The sequence below is a fragment of the Aliikangiella litoralis genome, assembly GCF_052495765.1.
This window is the reverse complement of record NZ_CP199292.1, coordinates 2545270-2566460: the sequence shown is the minus strand read 5'-3', so window position 1 is coordinate 2566460 and position 21191 is coordinate 2545270. Positions and strand designations below refer to the sequence as shown.

17 protein-coding genes and 1 tRNA gene are annotated in these 21191 nt (G+C 35.1%); 2 read left to right on the top strand and 16 right to left on the bottom strand.

Going from position 1 to position 21191, the window contains the following annotated elements:
* Positions 1–435: 435 nt before the first annotated feature.
* Positions 436–2031: a sigma 54-interacting transcriptional regulator gene (locus ACT5E3_RS10560; protein ID WP_444998271.1), complete on the top strand. Its 1596-nt coding sequence runs from the start codon at positions 436–438 to the stop codon at positions 2029–2031.
* A gap of 14 nt (positions 2032–2045) precedes the next feature.
* On the opposite strand, the gene ACT5E3_RS10555 is transcribed toward ACT5E3_RS10560, so the two are convergent.
* The 8 genes from ACT5E3_RS10555 to ACT5E3_RS10520 all read right to left on the bottom strand — a co-directional run bounded on the left by ACT5E3_RS10555 (position 2046) and on the right by ACT5E3_RS10520 (position 13705).
* Positions 2046–2621, bottom strand: a complete 576-nt coding sequence (locus ACT5E3_RS10555) for a LysE family translocator (RefSeq protein WP_444998270.1) — start codon at positions 2619–2621, stop codon at positions 2046–2048.
* 224 nt (positions 2622–2845) lie between these two features.
* Positions 2846–4351 (bottom strand): tRNA uracil 4-sulfurtransferase ThiI, encoded by a 1506-nt coding sequence (thiI, locus tag ACT5E3_RS10550; RefSeq protein WP_444998269.1) that lies wholly within the window; start codon positions 4349–4351, stop codon positions 2846–2848.
* Between the two features lie 150 nt (positions 4352–4501).
* Positions 4502–5095 carry a transcriptional repressor LexA gene (lexA, locus tag ACT5E3_RS10545; protein ID WP_444998268.1) on the bottom strand — a complete coding sequence of 198 codons (594 nt, stop codon included), beginning with the start codon at positions 5093–5095 and terminating at the stop codon, positions 4502–4504.
* 256 nt (positions 5096–5351) lie between these two features.
* Positions 5352–9188 (bottom strand): ATP-dependent RNA helicase HrpA, encoded by a 3837-nt coding sequence (gene hrpA, locus ACT5E3_RS10540; protein WP_444998267.1) that lies wholly within the window; start codon positions 9186–9188, stop codon positions 5352–5354.
* Between the two features lie 88 nt (positions 9189–9276).
* Positions 9277–10107: a hypothetical protein gene (locus tag ACT5E3_RS10535; RefSeq protein ID WP_444998266.1), complete on the bottom strand. Its 831-nt coding sequence runs from the start codon at positions 10105–10107 to the stop codon at positions 9277–9279.
* 496 nt (positions 10108–10603) lie between these two features.
* Positions 10604–10680: transfer RNA gene (locus ACT5E3_RS10530), tRNA-Asp, on the bottom strand.
* A 197-nt stretch (positions 10681–10877) separates the two neighbouring features.
* Positions 10878–11798, bottom strand: coding sequence for a hypothetical protein (locus tag ACT5E3_RS10525; protein WP_444998265.1), 921 nt, complete (start codon positions 11796–11798; stop codon positions 10878–10880).
* 38 nt (positions 11799–11836) lie between these two features.
* Positions 11837–13705 carry a VWA domain-containing protein gene (locus ACT5E3_RS10520; RefSeq protein ID WP_444998264.1) on the bottom strand — a complete coding sequence of 623 codons (1869 nt, stop codon included), beginning with the start codon at positions 13703–13705 and terminating at the stop codon, positions 11837–11839.
* A gap of 230 nt (positions 13706–13935) precedes the next feature.
* On the opposite strand from ACT5E3_RS10520, the gene ACT5E3_RS10515 reads away from it, so the two are divergent.
* A complete protein-coding gene (locus ACT5E3_RS10515; RefSeq protein ID WP_444998263.1) occupies positions 13936–14385 on the top strand; it encodes a CBS domain-containing protein in 450 nt (149 codons plus the stop codon).
* A 75-nt stretch (positions 14386–14460) separates the two neighbouring features.
* Here the strand turns inward: ACT5E3_RS10515 and ACT5E3_RS10510 are convergent, their stop codons facing one another.
* The 8 genes from ACT5E3_RS10510 to ACT5E3_RS10475 form a co-directional block, all read right to left on the bottom strand.
* Entirely contained in the window at positions 14461–14919 is a 459-nt protein-coding gene (locus tag ACT5E3_RS10510) for a YcgN family cysteine cluster protein (RefSeq protein WP_444998262.1), read from the bottom strand.
* Positions 14920–14931: 12 nt separating this feature from the next.
* On the bottom strand, positions 14932–15621 hold the full coding sequence (locus tag ACT5E3_RS10505; protein ID WP_444998261.1) for a fumarylacetoacetate hydrolase family protein: 690 nt from the start codon (positions 15619–15621) through the stop codon (positions 14932–14934).
* 51 nt (positions 15622–15672) lie between these two features.
* The gene (locus ACT5E3_RS10500; RefSeq protein WP_444998260.1) at positions 15673–16644 is read right to left on the bottom strand and encodes a lytic murein transglycosylase; all 972 of its coding nucleotides are present in this window, start codon (positions 16642–16644) and stop codon (positions 15673–15675) included.
* 31 nt (positions 16645–16675) lie between these two features.
* On the bottom strand, positions 16676–16927 hold the full coding sequence (locus ACT5E3_RS10495; protein ID WP_444998259.1) for a YcgL domain-containing protein: 252 nt from the start codon (positions 16925–16927) through the stop codon (positions 16676–16678).
* Positions 16928–16992: 65 nt separating this feature from the next.
* Positions 16993–18132 carry a ribonuclease D gene (locus ACT5E3_RS10490; protein WP_444998258.1) on the bottom strand — a complete coding sequence of 380 codons (1140 nt, stop codon included), beginning with the start codon at positions 18130–18132 and terminating at the stop codon, positions 16993–16995.
* A 29-nt stretch (positions 18133–18161) separates the two neighbouring features.
* Entirely contained in the window at positions 18162–19823 is a 1662-nt protein-coding gene (gene fadD, locus ACT5E3_RS10485; protein WP_444998257.1) for a long-chain-fatty-acid--CoA ligase FadD, read from the bottom strand.
* A 167-nt stretch (positions 19824–19990) separates the two neighbouring features.
* Positions 19991–20833, bottom strand: a complete 843-nt coding sequence (locus ACT5E3_RS10480; RefSeq protein WP_444998256.1) for an alpha/beta fold hydrolase — start codon at positions 20831–20833, stop codon at positions 19991–19993.
* A 22-nt stretch (positions 20834–20855) separates the two neighbouring features.
* Positions 20856–21152 carry a late competence development ComFB family protein gene (locus ACT5E3_RS10475; protein ID WP_444998255.1) on the bottom strand — a complete coding sequence of 99 codons (297 nt, stop codon included), beginning with the start codon at positions 21150–21152 and terminating at the stop codon, positions 20856–20858.
* Between the last annotated feature and the right edge of the window lie 39 nt (positions 21153–21191).

Sequence of the window (21191 nt, the reverse complement as noted above, 5' to 3'; positions counted from 1 at the left end):
AAGTATGTGATGCATAATGAGCTTCATCTTGAAAAGTTGTTTATTGAGTTATCTAACCAAAAATTGTTTGCTTACCAACATTTATTAAAAAAATATATACATGGAATTTTTGAGATATAATGAATCACTATTATTCAGAAATACAAACGGCTTACTTAACATTTAAACTTTCCTGTTTTATTTATTTTAATAATCACTCGGTTAAAACTGTAATAGCACAATCCTTGCCAACTAATTCACATTGCTCTATCCGCATAAATTAAGGTGTCGGATATCAGTAATTCGCTGTTATTTAATTTTTGACATGTCGAAAAATTATTTTTGACGTCAAACACTACCTTTTTAAAAGTTTTTTCCTATATAATCATCCACTACAAGGTTCGATTAATTAAAATAACTTCAAACAATCTTGGAACAATTTTTTTAGAGAAAAAAATGCCTGATGAATTAGAAAACATAGAAACATTACGTTATGAGATTATTGATAAGATAAATTCAATATCTAGTACTGCAACAAACGAATCTATTGTTCCAGCTTTGATTATTCAAAGTCACCCTGATCTCGACAGAATTGGCGATATCTATTGGATGAATGAATTATTAACTGGAAAAAGTTTAGCTTTAAACAGAAACTATCCTGACTTTAAAAATACTGGAAGCCTAATAGGTTTATCACTTTCAGATCCTTATATTAGCCGCAAGCCGATCCATCTATCTTTGTTAAAAAATGGAAAAATTCAATTGAATTGTAGTGAAAGTAGTATCAAGGTGCTCATCAATAATACGCTCATTACTTCAAGCCTGGAAATCACAAATGAGCAACTCGCTATAGGAGTAGCAATAGAATTGAGTGAGCGCATTACATTGCTACTAAAATCACTGCCGCAAAATAAAGTTTATGCCAAAGAGCATTTTAATATGATTGGAAATAGTCCACTCATTAATGCGGTAAAAATACAGTTAGAAAACTTAAAAGGTATTGATGAACCTGTTTTAATTAGAGGTGCAACAGGCGTTGGCAAAGAGTTAATAGCAGAAGCAATTTATCAAAAAAGTAACCGTGTAGGAAAACCTTTTGTTAAAGTTAACCTAGGAGCAATTCCTTCCTCTTTAGCTGCTGCTGAATTGTTTGGAACTCAAAAAGGTGCTTTTACTGGTGCTGATAAAGAGAGAGCAGGTTTTTTTGTTACTGCTAATCAAGGTACATTATTTTTAGATGAGATTGGAGAAGCACCTATAGAAGTACAGAGTATGTTATTGCGTGTACTTGAAACTGGAGAGTTATATCCTGTTGGTAGTAATACTCCAAAAAAAGTAAATGTTAGAATTATTGCTGCCACCGATGCAAAACTTGAGATGCTTGGTCAAAAGGATCAATTTAAACTCCCACTTCTACATCGACTTGCTAGCTATGAAATCCATTTACCTTCACTCAATGAAAGAAAAGAAGATATTGGGTTATTATTGATACATTTTATCAAACAGCAAATATCAGATTTTGAAGCTTATTATAGGCAAAAGCAGTCAGAATCTATTGTGCCTTGGTTATCAACAAAGTTAATGTCCTTACTATTGAACTACCATTGGCCAGGAAATATTCGTCAATTGAAAAATATAACGAAACAATTATTAATCAACAGTAGTCAGTCAAATCAATTAATTATATCTCAACAAATTCAAGAACGATTAACATCTGATGAAGAAACGCAATCAATCAGTAGCAAGTCTTTAGAAACCAAAGTGTCAAAAAGAAAACCTAGCACAGTTTCTTGCCATGAGTTAGAAAAAGGATTAGAGGAGAATTTATGGGAAATTCAAGCAACAGCTAGTCAGCTGAATATTTCTCGAACTTCAATTTATGAACTAATGAAGCGATACAATTTGAAAACTCCAGTTGACTTTAACACGGATGAAATTATGCAGAGTTATAAGCATTGCAATCAGCAACTAGATTTAATGGTCGCTGATTTAAAAATATCAAAACATGCATTAACAAGACGAATAAAAGAACTAGGACTTACATTAAAATAAGCACAGTTTTATTTCTAACGCTCGGTCATTGCCAATTTAGCCCCTAGCATCGCAAAACTAGCTGCAAAAGTACGCTGTATATACTTCATTGCTACAAGAGAATTAATAATATATCCACGAATGCTATTAGCGAGTAACCCATAAAGAATAAAAACACATAAGGTCATCACCATGAAAACTCCACCAAGTAACAGCATATTATTTAAGGGCGCTTCAGCATGTTGAGGAATAAACTGAGGTAAAAAAGCGAGAAAAAATAATGTTAGCTTAGGATTCAATATATTAATTAAAAAGGCTTTCGATGCGACATCTAATAAATTATTCTTTTCTTCTTTCTCATCTAATATAAGCGAACCTGTTTCTTTCCACATAGACCAAGCTAAGTAAAGTAAATAGGCAACACCTAAAAACTTAATTATTTGAAATGCTATTGCGCTTGTGTAAATCACTACAGCTAAACCAAAAATGCTGGCAAGTAGTGATGGTATAATTCCAAAGGTACAACCCAAAGCAGCATAACAACTAGCTCGATAACCTTGAAATAAGCCTACTGATATTGTGAAGATAACACCTGTACCTGGTATTAGCACAACAATTAACGAAGTAATTAAAACTCTGTACTGATCATAAAAACTCCCTATTATAGATTTTTGAATGTTATTGCTAAGCTATATTACTATTTACTTGCTAAAGAGCAATCATTTCTTTAACAACGCGGCTCTAGCATAAAGAACGAGCATTCTCACAACAACAAACCTAAAATAATTTATTGCAATCTATAAAGATATGCCCAGTAATTCAGAACCAATAATTACTAGGGTTGATAAACCTTCACACTATAGCCCTTCTCTCTTAATTCCTCGGCCTGTAACTGACTCATTACCCCTTTATCACAATACAATAAATAAGAAACCTCTTCATTAAGTTGATCACTTGATTGCAATTTGAAAAATGGAATGGTTAGTACTTCATTATTGGTTAAAAACAATGGGCTAACCGTTGCTTCATGAGGATGACGAATATCGATTACCACATCAGAAGTCTCAGGCATTGAAACCACTTCAACATCATCAATATTTTTATTAGATTGATAAACCTGATCAATATTTTCTACTTTACGTGATGCAAAAGCTTTTTCTAATATATCAAAGTCAAAACCAGCCTCATCTCTTTCAATTCGATCAAGTTTAGCGCAAGTTGTCGGCTTGTCAGAAATAACGCCACAATATTCAGGCATTACAGCAGCAAAGGCTTCTGTACCTGTTTTTCTTGAAATGGAAATAATATCTTGTTTATCCATCGATATTAAGGGCCTCATAGTCAGCATATCAGTCGCTTTATCAATAACCGATAAATTAGTCAGTGTCTGACTAGAAACCTGCCCAACGCATTCACCAGTAACCAATGCAGGTGCGTTAAATTCAATAGCCACTTTTTCAGCCACTCGAAGCATCATTCTCTTCAAAATAACACCCATTTGTGAATGGTGAACTTTAGTTAAAATTTCTGAAACCACTTCTTCAAAAGGAATTGTGATAAAAAGTACTCTGTGGGAAGAAGAATATTTCTCCCACAAATAATGTGAGACTTGTTTTACCCCTACTTCATGGGCAACTCCACCTAAATTAAAAAAGCAAAAATGTGTTCGAATACCTCTTTTCATCATGAGGTAACTAGCCACAGAAGAGTCGTATCCGCCAGAAATTAAACTCACACAAGATTCTTGTTGACCTAATGGAAAGCCGCCTAATCCTTGAGTTCGAGATTCAATGGTATATAAATTATCTTGTTTGATCTCAAGTTGAACACTGACTTCTGGATTTTTTAACTGAACACCTTTAGCTTCACTATTATGAAGCAATGCACCACCGGCTTTTTGTTCAACTTGAATTGAATTAAATGCATGTTTTCCACTTCTTTTAACTCTGACACAAAAGGTTTTTCCAGCAACTAACTCTGCATATTCCTTTATTGCTATTTCGGCAATATCTTCAATGGAATTAAACTCATGCGTTTTTACTTTTAATATAAAATCTATTCCTGGTGTATTTTTTAAAGCTTCTAATACCTGTGACTCAAGCGGTTGATTGGCTTCACTTAATAGAACTTCTACATAATCCCATGAACCAGCGATTTGAATATCATCACTAATTGGACTCAAAACTTTGCGTAAGTTCTTTTTTAACTGGGAAATTAAACGTTTTCTAACAGGTTTACTTTTGACAATAATTTCAGGAAATAACTTAATAATAAATTTCATTGGTAAATTGAACAGTGCGAAGGTATAAATAATGGGCGCTATTCTATCTGAAAAGCCCATAAAATACACTGAAAACTCTTAGTACAATGTAAAAATGGGCATCAATGATTAAAAGCTTATGGGCTTATAACAAGCATTTATTGATAATGAACTTCATCAAATAAAGTCCGATTATCAATCATTAACAGGACAAAACATCAAAAACGCTAATTAAGCTCTAATTAAACCGACAAATTTACCTTCTATTGCGAGATCTTCAGCAGGCAATATGATTGGCTGGTAACTATCATTTGCTGGTTGTAACACCGCATTATTTCCCTGGCGCTCCAAACGCTTAACAGTCACTTCATCATCAATTCTGGCAACGATAATTTGACCAACTTCCGCTACATTAGTTTTACGTACAGCGATTAAGTCGCCGTCTAAGATACCTTCATCTATCATACTATCGCCACGTACTCTAAGTAAAAACGTTGGTTTCTTACGTTTTAATATTTCAGGTATGGTTACATAGGTTTCAACATTTTCGACTGCTTCAATTGGCAAACCAGCCGCTACCGAGCCAATTAATGGTAACTCATTTTCATTGCTTGCAGTGAGTATTTGAATGCCTCGTGGTTTATCCGCATATATTTTGATCACATTTTTCTTTTCGAGGGCTTTGAGATGATCAGCAGCAGCTTTAGATGAACTCACCCCAATTAGTTCAGCCAATTCAACATGTGTAGGTGCAATTCCATAGTCTTCAACGTACTCTTTTAAGATTTCAAATACTTCACTTTGTCTTGTCGTCAACTCTTTCATGAATTGTTCTCCAATATTTTTCTTCGTATTATTGCTAAAGTCCTGCTACAGCCCAATATTAGGCTAATACATTTACAATCTTGTATGTCTATATTCATCTGCCCTACCCTCCACTCGCATATTGTTAGAAGTTAGAACGTGACTATACTATAAGGGGCAGCCAAACAATCACCACCTGAACAAGTAGTACTTTAGCGGTAAATGGCTGAAAAGTAAAGCCTTGGTGTAGAAAATGATCTAACGCTTTAACAGGCTCTTAAATAGCGTCTAACTCAGTTTCTATCAACTCAAAGTGTTTCTGAAGCTTTTTAGCAGAAATACTACCAGCGGTCTTAATACCAGGTGAAAACAGGCTAACTCTAAATTCTTGAAGCATCCAAAACAATTGATCGTATAACGCCTTGACTTCCTGTTTAGCAGAATATGTCTGTAACTCTTGCCACCACTCATGCCAGTCTTGCCAAATTTCCATCGATTGGCTTTCTTTAGGATAGTTCGTTGTAATGCGCTTAATCCTGACTTCGAGTGCCTTATGGTAACGTTCATAATTTTCAACAAAACTATCTCCGGCAATTAATAAATTTTCAATTGACCATAGCGCCTTTAATTGACTTTTCATATCCATTATTGAGGTCTCATATGACTGCATATTTAACTCTGCAATAGTACTAAATAGCTGTTCCCGCTGTTTAAGCAGCGGAAGTAGCTGACTTAACTTATCTGACAGTGCTTGTCTAAACTGGGACTTAAAACGTTGACTAACTTGATTAAAAACCAGTTTTGTTGTTATTGGGTGAGATGGTAACACCTGATGTTTTGCGGCTATCAATGCGAGCATTTGAAAAAGCGCTTTAAAGCCACCAAAACGAATATTGAGTCTTTCCAGTCTTTTATAATCTGGCCAAGACTTATAGAATTGGTTTAATTGACTGTAGTTATCTAATATCAATAATCTGGAAACACCAATCAAATGGATACTTTCAGCAACTTCTTTTGAAGGACACTGCTTTACCTCAACAAACTCTTCACAATCTTTCATGGCCTGAAAAATTCTGACTGATTGTTGCTGTTCATCCACTTTACTTTCAATTAAAAAGTCATCACTAGGCCAGGCTTTCAGTTGGTTTTTTTGAGCTTGTGCATTTTCTTTTGGCTGATTATTACTTCTCTGTTTTTTTATTTCAGATAATGATGTTTGCAAACTAGTATTTCTTTTATTTAATACTTTGTATTTCATTGATAAATGATTATCCACACTCGACATATCAAAATCGTTCACTTTTATTTGAATGCCACTTTCTCTTTGCAATACTTTGGCTAATTCATCTAAGAACTTTTTACCTGTTTGATCAATTTCTATTAACTTGGCATAACATTTATCTGCAGTTTCAGATAAAGGGATTAAAGATCTTCGAACACTTTTAGGTAAAGCCTTGATTGAAGCAAGTATTTTCTCTTGCAGATACCCAGGCACTAACCAATCGAAGTCACGATCATTAAATTGGCTAATCATGTTATGTGGAATTTCAACACTGACGCCATCTTCCTTTGTACCTGGAGCAAAACAATAACTTAAATTTAAGACCACACCTTTGACTTTTATTTGAGATGGATAAGCCTCTGGCTCTTGTGAAGTATTTTGAGTTAACTGCTCTAATGAAAATGATAATTGCTGATTTCTAGTTTTATAGTCTTTTTTTAACCATCGTTTGAGACTAATAGTGCTGACAATATGATTGGGTAAAGTTTCCGCATAAAGCTCAGCAAGTGACTCTTTATCTAATCGAATATTATTTAATCTTTGTTTTTGTTCTTGTTGATCCAGTTCAAACAGCTTTTCACGGTTAGCTTTTAAAAAAGGAAAATCTTCTGCTAATTGATCACTAGCTAAACCATCGGTTAAAAATAAGTGACGACAAGCTTGCTGATCAACTGATGAATAATTAATCAAACGATTTGAAACAATAGGTAAACCTAACAAACTTTTATTAACATATGCTACGACCTGCCCACGCTTTTTTCTCCAGTGGATATCATTGTAATGACTCTTAAGAAGGTGTTCTGCAACAGGCTCTATCCATTCCGGCTGAATTTGAGCATTCATTCTTGCATAAAACTTTTCTGTTTCTATCATTTCGGCAGAAATAAGCCATGGCTTTTTTTGTTTAAAGCTAAGTGATGATGGATGTAACCAAACTTTAAGTCCTCTAACCCCTTGGTAGTAAACATCCTGACTTCGATAAAATATGTGCGTAATAAATCCAGGAATCAACGCCCTGTGTACTTCTTCCGCTTGAACGGGTTCCTGATTGAGCTTTCTCCCTAAAGACTCAAATGACTCTTTCAACTGATAATAAACTCTACGCCACTCTAATACTCCCAAAAAATTAATCATGTTCTTAACGCACCACTTTTTAAATGCATTAGAATTTAATTCAACCTTTTGGGCTTCTAATTGGTTCCATAAATTGATTGCCGTTAATATATCTGAATCACCCTGCTGATATTTTTGATGTAATTGATCTGCCTTTTGCTGTTTATCATGTGGACGCTCTCGAACCTCTCTAACACTCATCAAAGCACAAAAAACCAGCATCTCATTCACTGCAAGCAGTTGCTTATCGACCAATATTCTCGCTAATTGTGGATCAACTGGCATGCGAGCCATATCTTTACCTATTTGTGTTATCGATTTATCTTCGTTAAGAGCCCCTAATTCAAATAAACTATTAAATGCAACTTTCCATGCTCTTTCATCAGGTGCTTCTATAAATGGAAATTTCTCTATTTGTTCCACTTTCATTGCCTTCAAGCGCAGAACAACTGATGATAGATTTGTACGTTTTATTTCAGGCAGAGTAAACTCTTCTCTTGCTAAATAGTCGTCTTCATTATATAGACGAATACAAACACCGGGAGCAACACGCCCACAACGCCCTTTCCGTTGCTCAGCACTTGCTCTAGAAATTTTTTCGACAGGCAACTGTTGAATTTTATTTCTTTGACTAAAACGACTAATACGAGCATGGCCGATATCAATAACAAAAACAATACCCGGAACTGTTAATGAAGTTTCTGCAACATTCGTAGAAACAATAACTTTTCGTTTTCCACTTGGGGAAAAAATTTTTTGTTGTTCGCTGACACCTAAACGTGCATATAAAGGTAAAATATCTAAAGCTTCATCTACTGTATCTTTAAGTCCTTTAATAATTGATTTTATCTGACCTTCTCCATCCGCAAAAATTAGAATATCGCCTGTAGAATGTTCACAGCATTCTTCTACGGCCTCAGTTATTGCATCCATTAAACGATCTGAGTTTTCTGAACTCTCATCAATAAGTGGTCGATAGCGAACTTCCACTGGATAACTTCGACCTTCGACCAATACTATTGGAGCCTGATTAAAGTTATCCGAAAAACGTTGTGGATCAATTGTTGCCGAAGTAATTATTACGCGTAGATCTTTTCTTTTCGGTAATATTCGCTTTAGAAAACCTAGCAAAAAATCAATATTAAGACTTCTTTCATGTGCTTCATCAATAATAATGACTTCATAACGAGTTAATAAAGGATCATTTTCTATTTCTGAAAGTAATACTCCGTCAGTCATTAATTTTATTCTGGTAGAATCTGAATATTTATTATGAAAGCGAATGGCATAACCTGCCAGTCCACCAAGCTCGCACTCTAACTCATCAGCAATTCTTTTAGCGACACTGGTTGCAGCCACTCGTCGAGGTTGGGTATGACCAATTACACCTCGAGCACCAAAGCCTGCCTGCAAACAAATTTTAGGCAGCTGAGTTGTTTTACCACAACCAGTTTCACCAGCAACAATCACCACTTGGTTGGTGAGTAAAAGTTTTGCTATCTCTTCTGCATGTTGCGTAATCGGTAAATCTTGAACCAGTTTGACATGGCTTATTTGCTGCTTTATTTGCTCTGTCTTTAATTTGGAACGAGATTCTAAATCTGTTAATTTTATTTGCAAATGTTCAACAGGCTGCTTTTTCTTTAATCGCTGCTGTATACTTCTATTTAATGATATCAGTTTGCCAATATCTTTAGTTTGTACTTCATTGATCTGCATAGCTGTCGAACTTAAACCTGTTTATATTATTGCAATTCATAAAAAAGCCCGCTTCCGCAGGCTTTTTCGTTCGTATTTTTAGCAAATACTAACTTTGCCAGAAAGAATGAGGAGCTCTGAGTTCTCCAATAAAATCGGCTACTGGCCGATAAAAATCTTTATCTTCCCAATAGCCAGTGTGGCATGCAGGATTCCATGATGTTGCAGCACTACCAACATTAATTTCAAAATCTCCATTAACATAAGTATTAAACTCATCAGATAATCCCTTCAATGGATAAGCAATGATGTCATCCTTATCATAAAAATTATACCAACGAGCTCTCTTCTTTAGATCATCATCTAATACCTCGCCAACAATTGAGCAAGGTTTGCCCAATATTGAGTTTGCTCCATTCATCGCATACAACCCCATTGGGTTGCCAAATGTGATATATCCAACCAAGGTTTTCATCGATTCGAAGTTATTAACACTTGAACGAGAAGCATGCATCTCACGAATATAATGAGACATCATGACTCCGCCATAGGAATGAGCCAATATGACTAATGGTGTATTATCAACATCTATTCTTCTATGTGAAGCAAATTTTCTTAGACCATCTTTAATACGGTTATTAATTGATTCGTAAATTTCAGTACCAGGATTGTACAATAATGCTAGTGCTTGGCTATCAGTCATAATCTGACGTAAATTTTGATAAGCTAAATCACCTTTATAGTTAGCTTTTTCACGAAAGCTGGCTAATTCATCTTTCACCAAGTCGCCCCAGTAGATTTCGTGGAACAGTAAATCGTCTTCCAATCGCCCTTCTGCACCTTTCACATATTCTTCGGTAATTCGATGTTTGAGTTCAACTGAATAAAATTCTTCTTCACTACCTAAGCCATGAATAACGGCTATCGCGAGTCTTTTCATTTTTGCCCCTCGTTCGTAGACGGTTTAATATTTTTTATAATCGCTCTAGTTATCATAAATTATAACTTTGAATTTAGCTAGTCAGAGAGCATAAATATGGACATATATGCGCTCTCTAAGCCCAAAGTTAAGTTAAAAGAGCTTGTAATTAGTAGTAAAAAAGGCCAACAAGTTCAATATTTTTAGGGCGAAATAAGCGATTCTATTTAATCTGTTAAAAATGACAAAAATACTGATTTGTTCATATACTGGGCTATGTGAAGATACTAAATTTTAGCAAGGACCACATATTAATTAACTAAATGCAGTAAGAGGGGATATTAAACAATAAAAACTGATCGCTCATTACTTGTTATTACAGTAGATTAGATTATTACTAAAATATCTTACTTTAGAGCCGCTCAAAAATAAAAAGTATAGGGAGCTTCAAGTGTTTTGCGATTTATATCTTTCGAATGATACAGCCAATAACCGAAACTGATTGGCTGTAAGAAAATGGCGGAGTGGACGGGACTCGAACCCGCGACCCCCGGCGTGACAGGCCGGTATTCTAACCAACTGAACTACCACTCCGCACCGATATAGCCAGTTAATAGAACCTTGTTCAGTGAGGTTCTTGGCTACTGCTCTTCAGCGGGCGCAATAATACGTATCCCTCAGTTTTCTGTCAACGAAATATTTAAAAAAAGTTCAGTTTTTTTTGTTTTTGTATGAAATTCGATCGAGGTGATGAAAATTCACACAAAAACAAGCTGTTAACTGTTTGATTTTTAGTCACCTTTTTTATCGCCACTTTCTTCAAAAGCTTCATCCCAGCTAGGCTCACTCTCTGAGTCAGACTCTATTTCATCATCGTCGCCCAGTTGACCTAACTCCAAACCATCTAGCGCGCTATCAATATCATCTAATTCATCATCAATAGAAAAATTAAGTTCTTCTTCTGTGTCTGTGTCGGTATCTTCATCTTCAACGGTTTCTGGTACTTCATCAGATTCCTCCAGCTCCTCAGAAAAAGCATCTAGCTCATCACCTTCATCAAATGATTCACTTTCCTCCTGCTCAGTATCTGACTCTGGAACACTCGATACCGATTTATCAGAAAACGACTCCATTGCTGTGATAATCTGATCAACAGACATTTCAGTCTCGGGTACTTCCTCTCCAAACATTGAGCTAAATTCTGCAAAAATATTATTCAACGTAGTTAAAGTGACATGTACCTCATGCTTTAAACCTTTTACTTCCTGTTTAAGTTCATCTATTTTATCAAGATCTTCCTGATTACTGGTTTCTTCAACAGCAACCTCCTCTTGAGCATTGGCATTAAATTCAAGAGCATGATAGCGCTCAGTAACCCTTGCCATATCACGCTCAAGAGTCACAATAGCCTCTTCGTTTTTATCTAATAATCCACTAATAATATTTCTAAATAAAAATTTTCTTTCGTTAATTAACTTTTTGGCTAAGCTTTTAGCTTTATCTTCTTCATAGCCTGCTTTTTGTGTTAAAAAATCAATTACATTCGATTTTTCATGCTCTTCATTATTTTTAATTTTTAAAATCAGTTTACGCGCAGACTCTTTAGCCATTTTGCGATTTTTCATAATGATTAACAAAAATACGACATTGAGTAAGGCAAATGGCAGCGCAAATTCAACCACCAATAACCAAGAAATCACAGCATCACTCATTATTTGTGTCCCTTAGTCTATTTGTACATTTATCTAAACTAATCTTCGTCACTCTCTTCTATCCCCAACTCACTAGCCATAGACTCTGTGTTACTTTGATTTTTCTTTTTAATCAATTTCCACCCTAAGAAGCCCAAGACAACTAATAATAAGTTAACTCCTAATCCGATATAAAGCCAAAACGCCATATTGTCTTCTTCTGGCTGTTCTTCTTTGGCTTTTTCAGGTTCTTTTTTCTTATCGACAACGGCTTTATCATCTTCCTTTTTTTCTTCTTTCTTATCTTCCTTAACTTCAGGTTCAACTTGCTCTTTTTCTTCTTCAACAACTTCTTCTTTATCATCCTTAATAGGCGGTATAACTTCAACTGTTTTTAATGATGATGTAGTAAATTTTATAGGTGCAGGCGTAACCGAAAAGTCTCTATCTAATTTAGTTTTTCCCTTAATATCCAGTCCTATCACGTATTCTCCACCTTGAGGTAACACTTTAAGTTCAATGGGCCGAGATAAGTCATCAAGTACTAGGTACTGCTTTTCTCCATCGGGATAATTAATTGTTGCGCTAATATTAAGCGTATCTCTATTTACGATATCTTCTCTGATCGAAAGTTTTAAAATATGAGGTTGGTTTTCATTATCAGATATTTCAACATCAGAAACCAAAGGCGAACCATAAATATTAACGGCATGATTTCTGGTTCTTTCAAAAGTCGGGCTTTTCACCTCAAGAGTTAAATTAAGAACTCCTTCGAAGTTATCAGTAAAAAAGTTTTGTTTAAACTGATTATTCGCACTATCAAAAAACATTGCTAGTCGACTACTCTGCCCTTGTTTAGATTGCTCTAGCTGTGCAGATATCAATTTAAGAAAATCAGGTTTTGTAATCAACTTTCCATCTTCTAATAATTCAAGTTGATAATTAATCGCTTCACCAGCTAATAAATTATTAGGTACATCAGAAATACCTAAACTCAGCTTACTGACTACCATTACGCGATTGTCTGGATCTACATTAGCATCAATTTTCCAACTACCTGTTTGGGGTTTTTTTATTGTAATCAGCTCATAACCATCAGCCGAAAACCAACGAACAGCTCCATCCTGACTTCCTTTATCAACCACTTTATTATCTGGTGTTATTAGCCTAACTTTTTCTTTAGGCTGCTTTTTAAATACCAGTAGTGTCATTTCATCAATACTTGCATCAACATTAAATTGATTATCTGTTAGAGGCAAACTGTCACGAGAGGTGGACTGTTCAAATATTTTTAAAAAAACTCTTTGTAACTTGTCTGCCGACTCAACCGCTTGATACCAACCATCTGTTTGATCAGATAGTAGTTTTAATAATTCATGATCGGCATTTTGAGAAAGCGCTACTGTATGAATTGCTACATTAGCTTTCTTTAATTTAGGTAGCACCTGATTAATGATTCTCTCTCTTTCTTTCGCATTAACCGTAGCATCTTTTGAGATATCAACCATTCCATCTGTTAATAAAATAACACTTCTTTTTTCATTTGCATTAGGTTTATTCCATCCATAACTAGCTTTTTCAAGTACGCCACCAATGTTAGTAAATAAACCAGCAGAGTTAATCTTTTTAGCCGTTTTTGTCGCCTTGTTTTGCCAAGAAGTATTTACATCAGATAAAGGAACCATCATATTGACATAGCGCCCAAAGGCCCATACTCCGGCCTTAGCGTCAGAAGGTAATAAATTAGTCACTAATTGCAATGCAGGAACTCGCAAGTTTTTAGGATCATTCTTCTTCATACTACCTGAGATATCAATCAGAACTCTGACATCAGGTTTAACCTTTTTATTGCTTGCATTAGCATTTAGCCCTAAAGCTAATAAAAGCACTGTAGAGTATGATATTAATAATATTTTTAGTTTTCTCATCAATGTCGCCATTAGGAACTTTCAAGACACTATTAGTTTAGCTTAATTAGATATAATTTCCATATTTTTCAGTTAGATAGCAATGAAAGTTGTTGTAATTAGTGAAGAAAACCATCGATTAGCTCCAGTAGGCTTTGATCAATATCAAAGCATCTCCCCTGTCTTATGTCTAAAATAAACATAGAACATAAGTTCAATAATATAAATTTGTTATTCAATAGGCAAAGAAAATGCTAACCGTAGAAGATGTGATGACCCCAAAACCTATTACCTTATCTCGCTATAACAGCATGGCTGATGCAAGAAAATTAATGAATGAACATGGTTTTAGGCATTTACCAGTAGTGGATGAACAGCAGCAAGTCATAGGTTTAGTCAGCCAGCGTAATATACTCGCTAATTCAATATCTTCGCAGTCTTACATCGATGCTAAAGAATTAGCAAAAATAGAAGTGGGCACATTGGTTGCGGACTTCATGACGACAGAGATAACTACAATAACTCAAAATACTTGTATTACAGATGCTGCGTTGTTAATTCACAAAAAGAAATTCGGTTGTTTACCTGTTGTTAATAATCAAAATGAATTAATAGGAATTATCACTGATCATGATTTTGTAGCGATTTCAGTACAGCTACTCGATATGATGACACAAAGTGAACCACCAGAGCCGGAATAGACCGCAACCAAAGTAGGTCACCTATCTAACTAAAAAATAAAGGTCTACAATCGCAATGCAGAGCATACTTTTGAGCTATTTATTATCAAAATAGTTATCATCGACGACATAATCCTCTAAATCATCAACATCATCTTCACTCAAGACTTTATTTAAGACTGAAGCACCAGCAAAAGCTGTAGAGTTTATATCGCCTGTTTCAAGCGGATGCCATTTCGGCAATGGTTCGCCATTGGCTAGCAATTTATAGGCACAAGTATCAGGCATCCAGGTCAGTTCACCTGCATTTTCTGGCGTAACTTTTATACAGTCTGGAACATATATGTGTCTTTGTGAATAAACGGTACATTGTCCTTTAGAAACATCTAAATGACGACAGACAACATTCGTTTTAACAATTTCTCCTGTATCTTCATCTTGGAGTTTGTGCGCACAACATTGGCAACAACTATCACACAAAGATTCCCATTGTGGCTCCGACAACTCTTTCAGAGGTATTCGCTCCCAGAAGCGATCATTATTTTTTCTACTCATAATTTTAACGACTTAACTTGTAAGTACAGAAGTCTGCCACTGCTGCTGATTTAAATGCAACTCTAAATTATCTCCTGGCATTAATTCAGCGACACCAGCAGGCGTACCGGTTAAAATAATATCGCCAGGATAAAGAGTAAAATGATGAGTAACTTCTGCAATTAAAGCGCGAATACTAAACACCATCTGGTTAGTTATTCCATGCTGAGCAACTTCCCCATTTTTTATGAGCTTAAAATCAATACAATCTAAATTAATTGATTGGTTATAAGGCAAAAATGGACTCATTGGACAAGCGCCATCGAAACACTTAGCTTTCTCCCAAGGGTGTCCTTTTGCTTTAAGTTGATGTTGAATATCTCGTAAAGTCAAATCCAAACCAAGTCCTACCCCCGCAATAATTGATTCAACTTGTTGTTCATCAATTGCAGTCGCTTTTACTCCAACTAATATAGCGACTTCCAATTCGTGATGACAAGAAGAGTCGATATCCGGTAACTTTATTCCAGAGGCTAAATCAACCAAACAAGAGTTAGGCTTTATAAATAAGATAGGTGAACTTGGTACAGGGTTATTAAGCTCTTTGGCATGCTCAACATAATTACGCCCGACACAAACAATTTTACTTGTGGCTTCTGCAAATGGAGTCAAATTTCCATTAGCTTCAATTAAGTTAACGCGATGCCAGTCATTATTTATCATTTTAAATCTCTTAAATTTATACTTTAGTTTTTAATCTGTAAAAACTCAACGTTAATCAATTTTAGGATAACCAATTCTATCAGCTAAATAACCAACACCTGTGGCAAAATAATGCGAACGATTCCATTTCATCAAAACATCAAAGTTATTGTAAACCAAATATATTCTTCCTTTTTCGCCGCCAGGCGAAATCAAATAAGCATTAATTTCTGTTGTAGGTAAATCAGTTAAATCGGCTCTACGAACACCTTGTTTTTGCCACTCACTCAAAGGTTGGCTATGTTTTTTGCCAAATCGATAAGAAGAAAAAGCTTTAGTTAGTTTAACTTGCCTTCCCCAAGTTTTATCTTTTTGCCAACCAGAAACTGATAAGTAATTTGCCATTGATGCAAAAATATCTTGTTTATCGCTCCAGATATCTTTTTTTCCATCTCCATTAGCATCAACCGCAAAACGTAAAAAACTACTTGGCATAAATTGACAATTCCCCATTGCCCCAGCCCAACTTCCTAACATAAGCTCTAGTTTGATATGGCCACCTGCAATTATTTTTGCTGCGGCTAATAATTCTTTTCTAAAAAATGAAGCCCTGCGCCCATCAAATGCTAGTGTCGCTAAGGCGCTCGGCACATGATAATTGCCCGTTATTTTACCAAAATGGGTTTCTTTTCCCCAAAGTGCGACAATAAAACGAGCCTCAACTCCCGATTTATTTTGCGCTTGCAGTAACAATTTTTTGTTGGTTTTAAAGTGTGTTCTAGCAGCTATCACCTTACTTTCTGGAATGACTTTATTAAGATATTGTTCGTGAGTCATCGTTCCTTCTGGTTGACGTCTATCCAACTCAATAACTTTGGGAATATAATTGAGAGAATCTATTATTTTATCTGTCAGCTCAGCAGAAACACCTTGTGCAATAATTTCTGGTTTAAGGTTTAATTTCCACTTAGCAAAATCAGCAGTAGCATCAGCATTGATTACTGTCGAAAAAATGCACATCCAAAATAAAAGTATTAATCTCATCCCATGACCTCAAAAATAATAAATAGTATAATTAATTAGCTTGATTGTGGTGTATAGTCGGAGGCATTTGCAGATAGAAGCCTTCCTCAACAAGTTTCTGCCGAACTTCATCAATACTTACTCTGGCAAGTTTTTTTCTTTTAGATAAATTTATTTGAAGTGAAAACTCAGGTTCACCAAATACTTTAAGTAAAGCCTCTGGAACATTGGAAAAATCATCTTTTACTGGAATGTATAAATACATTTCTTCTTTCTTATTGCTACGATAAATACTTGCTAACATATCATTTTCCAACTTGGTATTATTTCAATATTTTTAAAATTCTATTTTAAGGTAAATATGTGTCATTAAGAAGTCTTCAATTGAGAAAAAATCTGATCAAATTGTGGCTTTAATAATTTTGCTCTCCAACCAGACCAAACATTAGGAAACGCTTCTTTGGCTAAATAAGAAAAGGCGAGTTTTCGAGTTAACCGCTTGCTAGCTAATACATTTGCTGTAATTTGATTACTTTTAGCGACGCCTTCAATCGCTTTCGTAAAAGAATGACTGAGTTGATTAAAATAAGGTAAATCTCTTGGATTTGGCACAGTAATTAATGGTGCATTGTTAGCACTTTTAAAACCATTAACTATTTCGATAATTGCTTCAGAATACAAACGTATAGACTTAGGGTGTAAATCTTTAACTTTATAAAAATCATTTTTTATTTGTGGCATCAAAACAACTAGTTGAACTAACTGTGGATCCCTAACAATATGATTACGAGTCCTATTTTCTTTAATGGCAGTCTCTTCTCGCCATTGGTATAGCAATTTAAATAATCCAAGTTGCTCTCCATTCAACCGCCAAACGTCTTTAGCTTGACGATAATCGAACTTATAATCTGGCTGGTGAAGCGCATAATCACACATTTCATCACATTCATACTGAAACCATTTTAAATAAGGCTTTATAACAAGCTTAGCATTGAGCTTTTGGTATAAGCCAGGCAAATAAATAACGTCTTTTGCTGCATAGTCCAATTGCGTTTTAGATAAAGGTCTTGCAAGCCAATTAGATTGAGTTTCTTCTTTAGATAAAGATTCATTACACAGTTGCTCAACTAAAGCAGCATAACCAACAGAAATTTCGCCGCTATCAAAAGCAAAAGCGACTTGTGTATCGAACAAACCATTAAACCGACAATTCCACGAATAGAAAAATACTTCCAGATCTTCTTTAGCAGAATGCATTATTTTTATAATATTAGCATTTTCACAAATACTTCTAAAAGCATCGGTACACTCTATTTTTAACGGATCAAATAAATAAACTTTGTCTCCATCAAAAATTTGTAAAAGCGCTAAAATAGGATAGTAGGTCGTTCGTCGTTCAAACTCTGTATCAATGGCAAGATACTTCGTATTAATCCATGATTGAACAATTGAATTAAATTCTCTTTGGCTATCCACCCACTTTACGTCAGGGTAATTACTCATTTGCATTTAAATAACTTATTTTTTAAGAGTAGAAATTATTCATCTCGTAATTCTCGTCTTAATATTTTACCGACATTCGATTTGGGTAAATCATCTCTAAACTCAACAGCTTTTGGTATTTTATAACCAGTCAAATTGTCTCTACAATGTTGAATTAACTCTTCCTCTGTTAATGTAGGATCTTTTTTAACAACAAATATTTTGACAACTTCGCCACTAGATTCAGAAGGTATCCCAACAGCAGCAACTTCTAATACTTTCTCATTTGCCGCAACAACATCTTCAATTTCATTCGGATAAACATTAAAACCTGAAACTAAAATCATATCCTTTTTACGATCAACAATTTTACAAAATCCTTTTTCATTCATTACAGCAACGTCGCCTGTTGCAAACCATCCATCTTCATTCAAAACTTTAGCGGTTTCTTCTGGTCTATCTAAGTAACCTCGCATCACTTGTGGGCCACGAACCCAAAGTTCTCCTGCTTCATTAATCCCTAGTTCTTTTCCTTCATCATTTCTAATCGACACTTCGGTACTACATATTGGTAATCCAATTGTTCCATTATATTCTTTTAAATCAGCTGGATTCATACAAACAGCTGGAGAAGTTTCAGTTAAACCATAAGCTTCAGATAATGGATGACCAGTCACTTCATGCCATTTTCGAGCAACAGATTCTTGAACAGCCATACCTCCGCCTAGCGTTAAATGTAAACGGCTAAAATCTAAATCAGCAAAACCAGGTGTATTTAATAAACCATTAAATAATGTATTAACACCCGTTATAACCGTAAACTGATGCTTACTTAACTCTTTAACAAAACCTTTCATATCTCGAGGATTTGTAATTAAAACATTGAGCCCTCCAACTTTACAAAACAACATGCAATTAGCAGTTAATGAAAAGATATGATACAAAGGTAAGGCAGTAATAACTAATTCTTGCCCATCGCTTAATAGACTTGAAAACCAACAGTCAGCCTGCATTAGGTTTGCCATAATATTACGATGAGTTAACACTGCACCTTTAGCAACACCAGTTGTTCCCCCCGTGTATTGTAAGAAAGCAATATCACTTGAAGTTAACTCCACTTTTTCTAACGAGCATTTTTCTCCAACTTTTAACGCCTGTTTAAATGGAGTAGCTCCTGGCAGTTCAAAAGCAGGAACGAGCTTTTTAATATACTTAACAACAAAGTTAACCAAGTAAGATTTAACACCCCCTAAAGCATCACCAAGTTGTGTCACAATAATATGCTTTAATGAAGTCTCTTTAATTATTTGTTGTAAGGTGTGAGCGAAGTTTTCGACGATAACAATGGCATCTGCTTGTGAGTCATTAAGCTGATGCTTAAGCTCTCGCGAGGTATAAAGCGGGTTTACGTTGATAATGGTTAACCCTGCTTTCATAGCACCAAATATAGCGATTGGATATTGAAGTAAATTAGGCATCATTAAGGCAATTCGATCACCATGCTTTAAATTTAACTCAGATTGCAAATAAGCAGCAAAATCACGCGTTTTCTTATCCATTTCAGCATAAGTTAAAACTTTGCCCATATTACAAAATGCAGGTCTTTCGGGGTATTGGCTAACGCTTTCTTCAAAAACTTCAATTAATGAATTATAAGCATCGGGATTAATTTCATGATCAACACCATCAGGATAAGAATCAAGCCAAATTTTTTCCATATTTTTTCTCCAACTAAGCTATTGAGGCTTATTTATGTTAAGCAGAATCAGTAGCACTTTAATATTGTCTCTATAAACTATAAGCTTAAGGTATAACAGTCAGCTAAGAATGGCAAAAGGCTTTTCTAGTAATTAAATACAAATCGGCAAAATTGCTCATATATTAATCATTCTTTAAAAAAAGCCTCAATTTCAGTACCACATGCTTCAGGCTGTTCTAAATGAACATGATGCCCTCCCTGTAATTGGACTTGCTTGATATTTTGAAATGTCTTCAAACGAGTTTGTACTAAAGGGTTATCAATTAAAAAACCTTTATCTCCCTCAATCAACAACACTTTTGCTAATATTTGCTCAATAACAGCAAGCGCCTGCTCTTCAGACATTCTGATTGGAGAACTGACTTTTAAGCGAGAGTCAGCACGCCAAGTGTAACCATCATTATCAGCCTTCATTAAGCCTCGCTCAACAATTGGCTTAATTAATTCAGCTTTAATATCAGATGCCATTGCCCTCACGTCTAATGCTTGTTTAAAGCTTTTATAGATCGTACCAGCTTTATTCCTTAAAAACCTACGTTGTGTAATAGAATTACGTAAAAGCCGACTGGCATCCTGAGCAGTCGATGTTAATGGACCAACCGACTCAATTAACACTAGCCGAGCAACGCTTTCAGGCTGAGACGCAGCGTATAAAACAGATATCGCTCCTCCCATCGAATGCCCTAATAAATTAATTTTATCTTGTTTGAAATAAGTGGCTAAATCGTCAATAAGATTAAGTCCATCAACAAAAAAATAGCTACTACCTTCGGGCAAATGTTCAGAATGACCATGTCCAGGAAAATCAATAGCCACGAGGCGAATATTAGGCAATAAAGGTATTAAACTTTCAAAACTGGCTAAGTTATCCAGCCATCCATGGAGTGCAAAAACTAAAATGGAACCACCAGGGTTCCATTCAACAACTGCACACTTTACGCCTGCCAGCTTAATCGAGTATTCAATCATAGGCTATTAAAAGTATTCCTCGCTAATCATGTGGTATTTCTTTTACTTTTTTTATCGCTTTAAGCACTTGGCGCTTGGCATACTTTTTGAGATCTTTTACTTCTTCTTTCAATTGTTCGCCAGGTTCTTGCTTTTCTAAAAAGTTGCAAACGTATTTAGCAGGCATATTATTTAAAGCAATAGCAGCAATATCTTGAATTGAGACTTGTGATGTTGGCACATCAGTTTCATCATCTTCAATCAATTGGTGAATTTGCTCAAATACAATCTCTTCAGCTAAATTTTCCAAATCATCGTGATAATACATCTCTTTATACATGAAATACTCCCATCAAAATACTGCTTTTTTAACTTTTCT

Excerpts from the sequence above, each read along its gene's own strand:
- ACT5E3_RS10515 (WP_444998263.1), top strand. The coding sequence starts at position 13,936 with ATGCTAACCGTAGAAGATGTGATGACCCCAAAACCTATTACCTTATCT.
- ACT5E3_RS10510 (WP_444998262.1), bottom strand. The coding sequence starts at position 14,919 with ATGAGTAGAAAAAATAATGATCGCTTCTGGGAGCGAATACCTCTGAAA.
- thiI (WP_444998269.1), bottom strand. The coding sequence starts at position 4,351 with ATGGGCTTTTCAGATAGAATAGCGCCCATTATTTATACCTTCGCACTG.
- fadD (WP_444998257.1), bottom strand. The coding sequence starts at position 19,823 with ATGGAAAAAATTTGGCTTGATTCTTATCCTGATGGTGTTGATCATGAA.
- ACT5E3_RS10520 (WP_444998264.1), bottom strand. The coding sequence starts at position 13,705 with ATGAGAAAACTAAAAATATTATTAATATCATACTCTACAGTGCTTTTA.
- ACT5E3_RS10560 (WP_444998271.1), top strand. The coding sequence starts at position 436 with ATGCCTGATGAATTAGAAAACATAGAAACATTACGTTATGAGATTATT.
- ACT5E3_RS10500 (WP_444998260.1), bottom strand. The coding sequence starts at position 16,644 with ATGAGATTAATACTTTTATTTTGGATGTGCATTTTTTCGACAGTAATC.
- hrpA (WP_444998267.1), bottom strand. The coding sequence starts at position 9,188 with ATGCAGATCAATGAAGTACAAACTAAAGATATTGGCAAACTGATATCA.
- lexA (WP_444998268.1), bottom strand. The coding sequence starts at position 5,095 with ATGAAAGAGTTGACGACAAGACAAAGTGAAGTATTTGAAATCTTAAAA.
- ACT5E3_RS10535 (WP_444998266.1), bottom strand. The coding sequence starts at position 10,107 with ATGAAAAGACTCGCGATAGCCGTTATTCATGGCTTAGGTAGTGAAGAA.
- ACT5E3_RS10525 (WP_444998265.1), bottom strand. The coding sequence starts at position 11,798 with ATGAGTGATGCTGTGATTTCTTGGTTATTGGTGGTTGAATTTGCGCTG.
- ACT5E3_RS10490 (WP_444998258.1), bottom strand. The coding sequence starts at position 18,132 with ATGCAAATGAGTAATTACCCTGACGTAAAGTGGGTGGATAGCCAAAGA.
- ACT5E3_RS10495 (WP_444998259.1), bottom strand. The coding sequence starts at position 16,927 with ATGTTAGCAAGTATTTATCGTAGCAATAAGAAAGAAGAAATGTATTTA.
- ACT5E3_RS10480 (WP_444998256.1), bottom strand. The coding sequence starts at position 20,833 with ATGATTGAATACTCGATTAAGCTGGCAGGCGTAAAGTGTGCAGTTGTT.
- ACT5E3_RS10505 (WP_444998261.1), bottom strand. The coding sequence starts at position 15,621 with ATGATAAATAATGACTGGCATCGCGTTAACTTAATTGAAGCTAATGGA.
- ACT5E3_RS10475 (WP_444998255.1), bottom strand. The coding sequence starts at position 21,152 with ATGTATAAAGAGATGTATTATCACGATGATTTGGAAAATTTAGCTGAA.